This is a genomic window from Pseudomonas sp. AP19, assembly GCF_001728855.1.
Taxonomy (GTDB): Bacteria; Pseudomonadota; Gammaproteobacteria; order Pseudomonadales; family Pseudomonadaceae; genus Aquipseudomonas; species Aquipseudomonas fluorescens.
This window is the reverse complement of sequence record NZ_LXJP01000078.1, coordinates 1-13,327: the sequence shown is the minus strand read 5'-3', so window position 1 is coordinate 13,327 and position 13,327 is coordinate 1. Positions and strand designations below refer to the sequence as shown.

Sequence of the window (13,327 nt, the reverse complement as noted above, 5' to 3'; positions counted from 1 at the left end):
GCCGCCGAGGAAATCCATCAGTTCCACAAACCGATTTTTTCCAGTTCCTGCTTGAAGTTCTCGCGGGTGATCAGCGTGACTTCATCCATGGCGGTGTACTTCGGTGGCTCCTTGCCGGTGGTGACCCAGTCGAACATCATCTTCGCGGTGTTGTAGCCCTCGATGTGCGGGCTCGGCAGCATCGAGCCGAAGAAGCCGCTGTTGGGTTTCTTCAATTCGCCGATGGCGTCGGTGCCATTGATGCCGATACCGATGACATTCGCTGCGGCAAAGCCGGCACTTTCGGTGGCGCGTACGCCGCCCAGCACGGTGTTGTCGTTCATGCCGCCGATGATCAGGTTCTTGGCGCCACTGGGCAGTTTGACCAACGCCGAATTGGTGGCGTCCATGCTGCCCGGTACGTCGAGGGTTTTGGCGGCGGTGAACAGGATGTGGTCCTTGGGAATGCCGGCGTCTTCCAGGGATTTGACCGAACCGTCGGTGCGTTTTTTACCGGTGTCGAGCTCGTTGAACGTGTTGATCACCGCGTAGGTGTCCTTCCAGTCCCAGCCGCGTTTTTTCGCCTCAGCCGCCATCGCGGCGCCCTGCTTCTGGCCGACTTCGAAGGCCGCCATGCCCAGGTACGGCACGTCTTCCATGAAGTTGCCCTTGGCGTCGACAAAGCGGTCATCCACCGCAATCACTTTCAGCCCGTTGGCCTTGGCCTTGGCCACGATGGCCGGCCCGAGGGACACGTCCGGCGGGCAGATCACAAAACCCTTGGCGCCGTTGGCGGCCAGGCTGTCGATGGCCGACAGGGTTTTCTCGCCATCGGGCACGGCGATCTTGATCACGGTAAAACCATGCTCCTTGCCGGCTTTTTCAGCGAAGGCCCATTCGGTCTGGAACCAGGGCTCTTCGGCCTGCTTGACCAGAAAGCCGATCTTCACTTCTTCAGCGGCCAGCAACAGGCCACTCAAGCTCAGGGCCGACACCGCGACAGCGGCGCAGCACAGGGAACGGATACCACGACGACGATTCATAGGGTGACTCCTTGTTGTTGTTTTTAAGTCTTGGGGTTAACCGGCAAAGCGGTGACAGGGTGTGCCGGGCACATCGAGCTCAATGGCCAATACCGCGCCATCCAGCGGGTGGCCCAAGGGGCTGGCGGCGCTGGTGATATACAGCGTGGTGAGGTTGGGGCCACCAAACACGCAACTGGTGGGCCGGCTGACAGGCAGTTCGAGAATGCGCTCCACCTCGCCTTCGGGCGACAGGCGCAGCAGGCAACTGCCGTCCCAGCGCGCATTCCAGATATAGCCTTCGCTGTCCAGCGCCGAGCCGTCCGGCCCGCCGCGCGCATGCGGACCGAACCACACCTGGGCCGCATCGAGCTGGCCACCCGCCTGGATCGAATGCCGATACAACGTGCCGTCCATGCTGTCGCCGAAGTGCACCTGGGTGCCGTCCTCGTTCCACAGCAAGGTGTTGGGAATGCCCAGGCCATGCAGCAGCGGGGTTACCTGCGCGTCGGCGTCAATACGAAACAAACCACCGGAACGCCGCGTGATGGGCAGGTCCTCACCGCGCTCGCCGAGGTTGTTTTGCATGGTGCCCAGCCACAGTCGGCCCTGGGCATCACAGCGCGCTTCGTTGCCCCGGTTGCCGGGCTGCGGGTCGGCGACACAGAGCAGGCTCAAGGCCTCGGTTGCCAGGTCCAGGCGATACACGCCGCTGCTCAAGGTCACCAGTGCATCGCCGCTTTCACACGGGATGAATGCCGAAACATGCTCCGGCAACTGCCAGATCTGCAATTGCCCGCCCATCAGGCGCAGCGCCTGTTTGCCGGCGATATTGACCCAATACAGCGCCTGGGTCGGCACGTCCCAGAACGGGCCTTCGCCCAACTGCGCACGGTGCGCGGTGACTGCGGTACACGGCATGTTGCCTCCTGGAGCAGGGTTCTCAGGTACGTGTTACAGCGGGTCGCGGGAAGGCATGCCATCCACCAGCCGCTGAATACGCAACGGGTTGGCGTTTTTCAACGCGTCAGGCAGCAGGCTATCAGGGTAATTCTGGAAGCACACCGGGCGCAGGAAACGGTCGATGGCCAGGGTGCCGACCGAGGTGCCACGGGCATCGGAGGTCGCCGGGTAGGGGCCGCCATGGACCATCGAATCGCACACTTCAACACCGGTTGGGTAACCGTTAAGAAGGATGCGGCCGACCTTTTGCTCCAGCAACGGCGTCAATTCAGCGAACTGCTCAAAGTCGGTGGGCTCGCCGATAATCGTCGCCGTCAGTTGCCCGTGCAAGCCGTGCAAGGCCTGGCTGAGTTGGGCCTGGTCGGCCACGGCGACAAACACGGTAGTTGGGCCAAACACTTCCTCCTGCAGCACTTCATCGCCGTCGATCAACAAACGCACATCGGCCTTGAACAGCTGCGGCTGCGCCTGATTGCCGGTTTGGGCATTACCCGCCAGGTGCTGAATAGCGGGGTGTGCGAGCAGTTTTTCCAAGCCTTTGCCGTAGCTGCTCAAGGTGCCGGCGTTGAGCATGGTTTGCGCCGGTTGAGCGCCGATCAGTTGTGCCACTTGCTCGGTGAATGCCGTGAACTGCGCCGAAGCGATGCCGATCACCAGGCCGGGGTTGGTGCAAAACTGCCCACAGCCCTGCACCACCGAAGCGGTCAGGTCGCGGGCGACTGTTTCCGAGCGCGCCTGCAACGCCTGGGGCAAGACAATCACCGGGTTGATGCTCGACATCTCGGCAAACACCGGGATCGGCTGCGCGCGGGCCGCCGCCATGTCACACAGCGCGCGACCGCCCTTGAGCGAGCCGGTAAAGCCCACCGCCTGGATCGCCGGGTGCTTGACCAGTGCTTCGCCGACGCCGCCGCCGAAGATCATGTTGAATACCCCCGCCGGCATCTCGGTGGCCTCGGCCGCCCGAATGATCGCATCGGCAACGCGCTCGGCGGTCGCCATATGCCCGCTGTGAGCCTTGAACACCACCGGGCAACCCGCCGCCAATGCCGCAGCGGTGTCGCCACCCGCGGTGGAAAACGCCAAGGGGAAATTGCTCGCGCCAAACACTGCGACCGGGCCGAGGCCGATGCGGTATTGCCGCAGGTCCGGGCGCGGCAGTGGCTGGCGGTCGGGCAAGGCGTTGTCGATACGTGCGCCGTAGAAGTCGCCACGACGCAACACCGTGGCAAACAAACGCATCTGCCCGCTGGTACGCCCGCGCTCGCCTTTGATACGCGCTGCCGGCAATGCGGTTTCGCGGCAGACCAACTCAATGAAATCATCACCCAGCGCCTCCAGTTCGTCGGCCACTGCATCCAGGAATTGCGCGCGGCGCGAGGCACTCAACGAGCGGTAGGCCGGGTAAGCGGCGGCAGCGGCGCGGGCGGCGGCATCGACCTCCTCGGGCGTGGCCTGATAGAAGGCCTGGGGCAAGGATTCGCCGGTACTGGCGTCGACACTGTTGAGCGTGACGCTGCCCTGGGCACTGCGCTGGCCGCCGATGTAGTTGTGGCCGAGGAACGAGGTCATGGAGTTCTCCTTAAAGGGTGATGACATTGCCGGGTTCGAACACCGCGTCGGCCTTACCGACTGTGTTGATCAGCGGCGCGCCGAATTCGGTTTGGCTGATCTCGAACACATCCCCCGGCTGGGTACGTATACCGTCCGCGAATGACAAGGTGGCGGTGCCGAAGAAGTGAATATGCACATCGCCCGGCGTGAGGAACTGGCGGTATTTGAAGTGGTGGTATTCGAGGTTTTCCAGGCTGTGGCACATGTTGGCCTCGCCACTGAGGAATTCGTTCTGCCAGATCACTTCGCCGTCGCGCAGGATGCGGCTGGTGCCCGCCAGGTGCTGGGGCAACTCGCCCACGCGCAATTCGGGGCCATAGCTGCAACTGCGCAGTTTGGAGTGCGCCAGGTACAGGTAGTTTTTGCGCTCCATCACATGGTCGGAAAATTCGTTGCCTACGGCGAAGCCAAGGCGATAAGGCTTGCCATCGTGGCCGATCACGTAGAGGCCGCCGATCTCCGGTTCTTCGCCGGCATCTTCTGCAAACGGCGGCACCGGGAATGCTGCGCCCGGGCGCACAACGATGCTGCCGTCGCCCTTGTAGAACCATTCAGGTTGTACGCCCGCTTGGCCGGCGGCGGGTTTGCCGCCCTCCACGCCCCATTTGAAGATGCGCAGGGTGTCGGTCATGGCGCTGTCGTCACCGACTTGCTTGTGCATCTTGTCGCGCGCCGAAGCACTGCCCAGGTGGGTCAGGCCGGTGCCGCTGATCAACATGTGCGCCGGGTCCGGGTGGTCGAGGGGGGGCAGGATTTTCAGGTCGGCCAACAGCGCCGCGTAGTCGTAGCTGTCACCCAGGCCCAGGCGGTTGACCTGTTGCGCCAGGCCCACGCCGGCTTCAATGGCAGCCAGCGCCAACTCACGCACGCTGCGGGCGCTCTGCACTTCGCGCACTGTGCGGCCTTCCACGACGCCGACGCGGCGCTCGCCGTTACGTAACTCGAACTGAACTAAACGCATGAAGTGACTCCTCGATTAAGTACGTGTGGCGCCACGCGCACTGGCGGCGAATTGCTCGACCGGCAGCACGTGCTTGCGCTCCAGCAGGCGGTAGACCACACCGGTCAGCACCAGCCCGAATACCATCACCGCGCTCAGGAAGTACAAACCGGAGGCCAGGGTGCCGGTGTATTCCTTGAGTGCACCAATCACAAACGGACCGATGTAGCCGCCGAGGTTGCCCACCGAATTGATCAGCGCAATCCCTGCCGCCGCGCTCGCGCCGGCAAAAAACCGGCCCGGTAACGTCCAGAACACTGCCGTGCAGGAAAACAGCGCAAACGCCGCCAGGCACAGCGCGGCCATTTGCAGCACCGGCACGCTCAGCCAGGCGCTCAAAAACAGGCCGATGGCGCCGAGCACATAGAGCACCGCGAGGTGGCCGTAGCGGTCGTTCAAGCGGTCGGAACTGCGCGGGATGATCAGCAGGCCGATGATGCCGAAGATGTACGGCACCGCCGAGACGAACCCGGTGACCAGGTCACTGCCGCCGAACTGCTTGATCAACGTCGGCAGCCACAACCCCAGCCCATAAATGCTCAAGGTCACCGGCAGGTAGAACAGCGCCAGCAGCAACACGCGCTTATCTTTGAGCGCATGCAGCGGGTTGCCGTGGCGGGTCTGGCCGTAGGCTTGCAGGTCTTTATTGAGCTCGCCGGTGAGCCAGGTCTTTTCGTCCTCGCTCATCCACTTGACCTGTTTGGGGCCGTCCGGCAGGTAGCGCAACACCGGCCAGGTGAGCAGCAGCGCCGGGGTGCCGATCACGATAAACAGCCACTGCCAGCCGTGCAGCCCAAGAATGCCGTCCATGCCCAACAAGCCGCCGGACACCGGGCCGGTGATCATCATCGCGATGGGTTGGGACAGGATGAACAGCCCGAGGATCTTGCCGCGATGGCGCACCGGAAACCATTGGGTGATGTAGTAGAGAACGCCCGGAAAGAACCCGGCTTCCGCCGCACCGAGCAGAAAGCGCATCAGGTAAAAACTCTGTGGCCCTTGTACGAATGCCATGCCGATGGTGATGGCGCCCCACGTGAGCATGATGCGCGCAAACCAGCGCCGGGCGCCGAAACGGTCGAGCATCAGGTTGCTGGGAATCTCGAACAGGAAGTAGCCAATGAAGAACAGCCCCGCACCCAGACCGTACGCGGCGTCACCAATGCCGACGTCGGCGCCCATGTGCAACTTGGCAAAGCCGACTGCCGAGCGGTCCACGTAGGCGACCAGGTACAGCAGGATCAGGAAGGGAATCAGTTTCAGCGTGATGCGCCGAATAAGCCGCAGTTCCTGGCTCATGGGGGTCGATCTCCGATTGTTGTTTTTATAGAAGCTCGGGGGACGCCTCTCGCGAAAATCCGCCAGGGTCATGCCTCAGTTAAGACGGACTATATAGTAGGACTATTTACAAAACAACACTTCCAAAGCTTCGATTTTGCGCTTATGTTTAGCCACATATAGAACATATAGTCATACAATAAGAGAAGCCATCATGCCTGATAAAAAGCCCGCTCTCCGCTCCGCCCAGTGGTTCGGCACCGCCGACAAGAACGGCTTTATGTACCGCAGCTGGATGAAGAACCAGGGCATCGCCGACCATCAATTCCACGGAAAACCGATCATCGGCATCTGCAACACCTGGTCGGAGCTGACCCCGTGTAACGCGCATTTCCGCCAGATCGCCGAGCACGTCAAACGCGGCGTGATCGAGGCCGGTGGCTTCCCTGTCGAATTCCCGGTGTTCTCCAACGGCGAATCCAACCTGCGCCCCACCGCCATGCTCACCCGTAACCTGGCGAGCATGGACGTGGAAGAAGCCATTCGCGGCAACCCCATCGACGGCGTCGTGCTGTTGACCGGCTGTGACAAAACCACCCCGGCCCTGCTGATGGGTGCGGCCAGTTGCGACGTGCCGGCCATCGTGGTCACCGGCGGGCCGATGCTCAACGGCAAGCACAAGGGCCAGGACATCGGCTCGGGCACCGTGGTCTGGCAGCTCAGCGAACAGGTCAAGGCCGGTACGATTACCCTGGACGATTTCCTCGCCGCCGAAGGTGGCATGTCGCGGTCGGCGGGCACCTGCAACACCATGGGCACCGCGTCGACCATGGCGTGCATGGCCGAGGCCCTGGGCACTTCCCTGCCCCACAACGCGGCGATTCCGGCGGTGGATGCGCGGCGTTACGTGCTGGCGCATATGTCCGGCATGCGCGCGGTGGAGATGGTGCGCGAAGACTTGAAGCTGTCGAAGATCCTCACCAAGGAAGCGTTTGAAAACGCGATCCGCGTGAATGCGGCCATCGGCGGTTCGACCAACGCGGTGATCCACTTGAAAGCCATTGCCGGGCGCATCGGCGTCGAGCTCGACCTGGATGACTGGACACGCATGGGCCGTGGCATGCCGACCATCGTCGACCTGCAACCCTCGGGACGCTTCCTGATGGAGGAGTTCTATTACGCCGGCGGCTTGCCGGCCGTGCTGCGCCGCCTGGGCGAAGCCAACCTGATCCCGCATCCGCATGCGTTGACCGTCAATGGCAAGTCCCTGGGCGAAAACACCAAGGACTCGCCGATCTATGGCCAGGACGAAGTCATCCGCACCCTCGACAACCCGATCCGCGCCGACGGCGGCATTTGCGTGCTGCGCGGTAACCTGGCGCCGCTGGGCGCGGTGCTCAAGCCGTCGGCCGCCAGCCCGCAGTTGATGCAGCACCGTGGCCGTGCGGTGGTGTTCGAGGACTTCGACATGTACAAGGCCCGCATCAACGACCCGGCGCTGGACGTGGATGCCAACTCGATCCTGGTCATGAAAAACTGCGGGCCCAAGGGCTACCCGGGCATGGCCGAAGTCGGCAACATGGGCTTGCCGGCCAAACTGCTGGCCCAGGGTGTGACCGATATGGTGCGTATTTCCGACGCGCGCATGAGCGGCACCGCCTACGGCACGGTGGTGCTGCACGTGGCACCGGAAGCCGCTGCCGGTGGCCCGTTGGCGACGGTGAAGGAAGGTGACTGGATCGAACTCGATTGCGCCAATGGCCGCCTGCACCTGGACATCCCCGACGCAGAGCTGGCCGCGCGCATGGCGGACCTGGCCCCCCCGCAGAAGCTGATCGTCGGCGGCTACCGTCAGCTGTACATCGACCACGTGCTGCAAGCGGACCAAGGCTGCGACTTTGACTTCCTGGTGGGTTGCCGTGGGGCTGAAGTCCCGCGTCATTCCCACTAATTGGGATGCTATGATGCCGCTTATTTAGCCAGAGCCTCCCGTTCGTTATGGATCACCAGCCGCCCAAGCCGCGCAAGAGCATGCATGCCCAGATCGTTCAGGACTTGGGCATGCACATCGTTTCCGGCCGCTTCAAACCCGAAGAACGCCTGCCCATGGAGGCCACGCTCTGCGAGGAGTACAAGGTCAGCCGCTCGGTGTTGCGCGAGGCGACGCGGGTGCTCAGTGCCAAGGGCCTGGTGTATTCCAAGCCACGGGTGGGCGCGGTGGTGCGGCCACGCTTGAAATGGCACCTGCTCGACCCGGACGTGTTGTCCTGGCTGATGCAGTCCACGCCCCACAGTGAGTTCTTCAACACCCTGGCCGGTGTGCGGCGCATTCTCGAACCGGAAATCGCCGCCATGGCCGCGACCACCGCCACCGACGCAGACATCGCCACCATCGAAAAAGCCTACGTGGGCATGGAGACCGCAAAGACCCACGACGAGCTGTTGCAAGCCGACCTGGACTTTCACCGGGCGATTGCCGACGCGACCCGCAACGACTTGCTCGCCTACATGTGCAACATGCTCTCGCTGCCGCTGCGCGAGTCGATCAACATCACCAACCGCCGCCCGGACATCCAGGGCCTCAGCCTGCCCCGCCACAAGGCCATCCTCACCGCCATCCAGAATCGCGACGCGCTCGGCGCCCGGCACGCCTCACTGGTGCAACTGGATGACACCCGCGTGGCGCTGGACACGGTGATGAATGTGCTGACCCCGTTGTAAGTGCATCGTCTACGCTCAGGGCGCAGTTCGAGGCGCCGGCCATGGGCCGACGACATTCGCAGTACCGCTTCATGGCGCCCGCATCGCTGACTCGCTTCGAAAAACAAGCCCGGACACTGTCCGGGCTTGTTTACCTCAGGCTGTTATCAACTGCCCAACTCGCCACGGGTGTCTGCAGCGAAGCGCTGACGGGCCTGTTCAGCCGCCGGCTTGAGCAACGCAAGCAGCGCCGCCTCACTGTACAACTGCGTGATCGCCAGGTCCTTGGGCGTCGGCTCAATCGGGATCAGCACCTCTTCGCCGTCGGCGTGCAGCCAGATGGCCACAACGTGCAGTGCCGAGATGAATAACACGCGCAGTTCCACGGTTTTACCCTGCAATTGCGCAGACTGTTCCGCCAGTTTCAGCGCCTCCACGGTCGCCGCTGCCAGCGTCCCATGGTTGAGCGACGCGAACTCGACATGCCCGCGTACGTCAGCCAATTGTGCGTCGGCAATCGTCGCGCCATCGGCAAACACCAGGTAATGCCAATCACCGACCTTAGCGTCTTTCAGGCCTTTACCGAGGCTCAGGTCCTCCAGGCTGAGCGAGTAGCCACGATAGCCTTCGCTCAGCCTGATTTGGCCCGGCACAGCGGCCGCGAATTGGCGATTGATGCCGAAGCCCTGGGCGTGCAGCGCAGCTTGCAGCGCTGGACGCAGTACCTGTACGCCGTTGGAAGGCGCCTTTGGATAAGTCAGTTGCATGATGCAGCCCTCCTCAGTTCTTTACGGTGAAGTACGTGTTGGTCCAATTGCCGCCGCCGTTGTACGAACCGGGGAACGCGTTCAAGGCACGGGTCGAATAGCCGTAGATCGAGTCGGCGATCAACAGGTAATTGCCGTTGGTGCCATAGATCACCAGAAAGTGCGCACCGCCACCGTACCAGGCGCAACGCAAACCGATGGGGCGGCCCATGTTGAGCTGCTTCTGGATGGCCGACATCTGCAGCGAGCCTTGATTCATGCCGTTGTAACTGCGCGTGATCCGCAAAGCGGCGTCCAGATAGCCGTAGACGTTGCAGGGGCCCGGCTGGTTGCAGCAGTTGCGGTCCAGCGCGTTACTGGCCACACCACATTGGGTCCAGGACCCGGTGCCGTAGTAGTTACCGACCGACGCGGAAACAGCCGCCCAGCACCAGTTGGTCTGGGTTTGTTTCTGCATGCTGAAATTCAGGCCGGCGGCGGCCATTGCTTTGGGCTGATGAGCCGCGTCTACCTCGACCAATTGCGGGTCGAGCAGATGGCCGACCAAGCAGTTGGGCTGTGTATCGCCGGTGAACCGGGTTGTTTCAGGGGTTAACATTTTTCAATCCTCCATGAATGAACACACGCGTCCAGCGTGTAAAGGTGCAGCGGTGTTGCTGAGCTATCGACGTTCCGGGATGCCCGTATTCGAGGGCGCGTACCGATCTGGCTCGAGGTAACCCTAGGCGTGAATATGCATTAGCGCAAACATATAAATGCATAACTGCATATTCATTGAAGAAGAGTGCAGACTACGAGGATCACCGCGTTCGCTGCCTCGACCGGCCTGTCGCCGATTGATAACAAAACGCCCCAAACAAGTCGGGGCGTTTTGCATTGGCCTTCATCAGGGTGTTGTCACAGCGTCAACCCGGGCATGCTTCCCTTCACCAGCATGATTGATAGCACTCGGGGGGTAAGTTTCCAGCACTCGGCCTCAGGCTGTTTTAGAGAGAAATTTCATGGCTGAAGCTGAGACGGGTCCGCCTCACTGTGGCTGTTGTCCTCAGCCTTGATCAGAACGTTGCTGTCCTCGTCAATTTGATAGGGAACATCAGCTTCTACACCGTCGATGCCCGTCTTGACGACCACGTTGGTGTAACGCTTACCGTCCCAGCAGCGGAAAACCAGTGTCGAGTTCTCTCCGCCTGAAAGCGTCGAGCCGAGACTCCCTATAAGCCGGCTGTCAGCGCCTGCGGTCAATACGCAGTTCTTGCCAGCCGTCAGCTTGCTACGATCCCCGGCCATCAGCACACAATCGTCGCCGGCAGTGAGTTTGCTCCGGTCGCCAGCAGTCAGGTAACTGTTGCTGCCGGCCAGGAGCTTGCTGCGATCGCCCGCTGTCTGGGTGCTGTCTGCGCCGGCAGTCAGCTTGCTGCGGTCGCCCGCCATCTGGACACTGTTAGCGCCGGCGATCAACGTGCTGCGAGAACCCGCTGTTTGCGAACTGCCTTTGCCGGCGATCAACATACTTTTGTGCCCTGCAATCTGAGTGCTCTCATGGCCCGCAATCAGCGAACTCTTATGGCTCGCAATCTGGTTGCTGCCGTATCCCGCCGTCAGGCTGCTGCGCATGCCTGAGGTAAGACTGCTGCCGTAGCCCGCCGTCAGTACACTGTGCAGTCCACTGATGAGTGTGCTGCCATAACCCGCGGTCAAACAGCTGCGCGTGCCACTGGTCAAGCTGCTGCCATAACCGGCAATCAGCGAGCTGTCCTGCCCTGCAATCCCGGTGCTGCCATAACCCGCGGTGAGCGTGCTGTCGCGCTCCGCCATCTGGGTACTGCCATAACCCGCCGTTAATGTGCTCTCAAAACCGGCGGTCTGAGAACTGCCGTAGCCGGCCATCAACGAACTGCTAAACCCGGCTGTTTGCGTGCTGCCATAGCCGGCGGTTAGCGTACTGCTGTCCAAAGCGGTTAGCGTACTGCCATAACCCGCGGTCATGACACTGCCGTAACCCGCAGTCTGGGTACTGCCATAACCCGTCGTCAGGCTGCTGTTGTAGCCGGCAGTTTGAGTGCTGCCGTAACCGGCGATCAGCGTACTGTTGTAGCCGGCCGTTGAAGTGCTCCCATAACCGGTCGTCAGCGAGCTTTCTTCCTGGGCGGTCTGGGTGCTGCCGTAGCCTGCGGTCAGGGTGCTTTTGTAGCCGGCGGTTTGCGTACTGCCATAGCCGGCAATCAGCCTGCTTTCATAGCCGGCTGTTGATGTACTTCCGTAGCCGGCAGTTAACCAACTTTGCTCCTGAGCCGTCTGGCAACTGCCGTAACCCGCTGTCAACGTAGACTCATAGCCAGCGGTCTGGGTGCTGCCGTAACCCGCGACCAACGAACTTTGATAACCCGCAGTCGAGGTACTGCCGTAACCCGTGGTGAGCGAGCTATTGTCCTGGGCCGTTTGGGTACTGCCGTAGCCGGCAGTCAGGGTGCTCTCATATCCCGATGTTTGCGTACTGCCGTAGCCGGCGATTAATGAACTGTTGAATCCGGCAGTTGAGGTACTGCCATATCCCGCAGTCAGCGAACTGTCCTCCTGAGCGGTTTGGGTGCTGCCGTAGCCCGCAGTGAGTGTACTTTCGTGTCCTGCGGTCTGAGTACTGCCGTAGCCTGCGATCAGCGAGCTGTCAGCGCCGGCGGTACTCGTACTGCCATAACCTGCGGTGAGTGAACTGCCTTCTTGTGCCGTCTGCGTGCTGCCGTATCCGGCAGTCAGAATGCTTCCGTAACCGGCAGTCTGGGTACTGCCGTAACCGGCGATCAACGAACTGTCGTAACCACCGGTTTCAGTACTGCCGTAGCCGGCGATGAGATCACTGCTTTCCTGGGCGGTCTGAGTGCTGCCATATCCCGAAGTCAGAATGCTTTTGTAACCCGCAGTCTGGGTGCTGCCATAACCTGCAATCAACGCACTTGCGTGACCGGCGGTCTGCGAGCTGCCGTAACCGGCAGTCACCATACTGCCAGGTCCGGTGGTGGCCGTGCTGCCGTAGCCGGCAGTCAGGTCACTGCCTTCCTGAGCCGTCTGAGTACTGCCGTAACCCGCAGTCAGGGAGCTCTCTCCCCCCGCAGTTTGGGTGCTGCCATAGCCTGCGATCAGCGAACTGTCGGAGCCCGCAGTGCTCGTGCTGCCGTAACCGGCGGTGAGATCACTGCCCAATTGAGCTGTTTACGTACTGCCATAACCGGCAGTCAGGGAGCTGTCTGTGCCAGCAGTTTGCGTGCTGCCGTAGCCGGCGATCAGCGAACTGTCGGAGCCCGCAGTGCTCGTGCTGCCGTAACCGGCGGTGAGATCACTGCCCAATTGAGCTGTTTGCGTACTGCCATAACCGGCAGTCAGGGAGCTGTCTCCCCCGGCAGTCTGCGTGCTGCCATAACCGGCAATCAGTGAGCTGTCGGAGCCCGAAGTGCTTGTACTGCCGTAACCAGCGGTGAGATCACTGCCTTTGCGGGCTGTTTGGGTGCTGCCATACCCTGCGGTCAGAGAGCTTTCTCCGCCGGCCGTTTGCGTGCTCCCGTAGCCAGCGATCAGCAAACTGTCGGAGCCGGCGGTGCTCGTACTGCCATAACCGGCGGTGAGATCACTGCCTTCTTGAGCCGTCTGGGTGCTGCCGTAACCGGCGGTCAAGGAGCTTTCGCCCCCGGCTGTTTGCGTGCTGCCATACCCGGCAATCAGCGAACTGTCGGAGCCGGCGGTGCCAGTGCTGCCGTAGCCGGCGGTGAGATCACTGCCTACCTGAGCCGTTTGGGTACTGCCGTAACCGGCGGTCAAGGAGCTTTCGCCACCGGCCGTTTGCGTGCTGCCATACCCGGCAATGAGCGAACTGTCGGAGCCGGCGGTGCCCGTGCTGCCGTAGCCTGCGGTGAGATCACTGCCCACCTGAGCTGTTTGGGTGCTGCCATAACCGGCGGTCAAGGAGCTTTCGCCACCGGCCGTTTGCGTGCTGCCATACCCGGCAATCAGCG

At 61.9% G+C, this 13,327-nt stretch carries 9 protein-coding genes and 1 pseudogene; 2 read left to right on the top strand and 8 right to left on the bottom strand.

Annotated features, from left to right (window positions below; translation table 11 throughout):
* Positions 1-17: 17 nt before the first annotated feature.
* The 5 genes from A7D21_RS31220 to A7D21_RS31200 are packed head-to-tail and all read right to left on the bottom strand — an operon-like array spanning position 18 to position 5,877.
* A complete protein-coding gene (locus A7D21_RS31220) occupies positions 18-1,022 on the bottom strand; it encodes a substrate-binding domain-containing protein (protein WP_053256670.1) in 1,005 nt (334 codons plus the stop codon).
* A gap of 36 nt (positions 1,023-1,058) precedes the next feature.
* Complete coding sequence (locus tag A7D21_RS31215) at positions 1,059-1,922, bottom strand: SMP-30/gluconolactonase/LRE family protein (protein WP_069553564.1); 864 nt, start codon at positions 1,920-1,922, stop codon at positions 1,059-1,061.
* 33 nt (positions 1,923-1,955) lie between these two features.
* Positions 1,956-3,536 (bottom strand): aldehyde dehydrogenase (NADP(+)), encoded by a 1,581-nt coding sequence (locus A7D21_RS31210; protein WP_069553563.1) that lies wholly within the window; start codon positions 3,534-3,536, stop codon positions 1,956-1,958.
* Positions 3,537-3,546: 10 nt separating this feature from the next.
* Positions 3,547-4,539 (bottom strand): AraD1 family protein, encoded by a 993-nt coding sequence (araD1, locus tag A7D21_RS31205; protein ID WP_069553562.1) that lies wholly within the window; start codon positions 4,537-4,539, stop codon positions 3,547-3,549.
* 15 nt (positions 4,540-4,554) lie between these two features.
* A complete protein-coding gene (locus A7D21_RS31200) occupies positions 4,555-5,877 on the bottom strand; it encodes an MFS transporter (RefSeq protein WP_053256674.1) in 1,323 nt (440 codons plus the stop codon).
* 193 nt (positions 5,878-6,070) lie between these two features.
* Between A7D21_RS31200 and A7D21_RS31195 the strand changes: the two genes are divergently transcribed.
* Complete coding sequence (locus A7D21_RS31195) at positions 6,071-7,807, top strand: IlvD/Edd family dehydratase (protein WP_053256675.1); 1,737 nt, start codon at positions 6,071-6,073, stop codon at positions 7,805-7,807.
* Positions 7,808-7,854: 47 nt separating this feature from the next.
* A complete protein-coding gene (locus tag A7D21_RS31190; protein ID WP_053256676.1) occupies positions 7,855-8,577 on the top strand; it encodes a FadR/GntR family transcriptional regulator in 723 nt (240 codons plus the stop codon).
* Between the two features lie 146 nt (positions 8,578-8,723).
* Here A7D21_RS31190 and A7D21_RS31185 read toward each other — a convergent pair whose 3' ends face one another.
* The 3 genes and pseudogenes from A7D21_RS31185 to A7D21_RS31175 all read right to left on the bottom strand — a co-directional run.
* On the bottom strand, positions 8,724-9,323 hold the full coding sequence (locus A7D21_RS31185) for a hypothetical protein (RefSeq protein ID WP_069553561.1): 600 nt from the start codon (positions 9,321-9,323) through the stop codon (positions 8,724-8,726).
* Positions 9,324-9,336: 13 nt separating this feature from the next.
* The gene (locus A7D21_RS31180) at positions 9,337-9,921 is read right to left on the bottom strand and encodes a papain-like cysteine protease family protein (protein WP_053256678.1); all 585 of its coding nucleotides are present in this window, start codon (positions 9,919-9,921) and stop codon (positions 9,337-9,339) included.
* Between the two features lie 401 nt (positions 9,922-10,322).
* Positions 10,323-13,327, bottom strand: a pseudogene (locus tag A7D21_RS31175) (Ice nucleation protein); the annotation flags it as partial.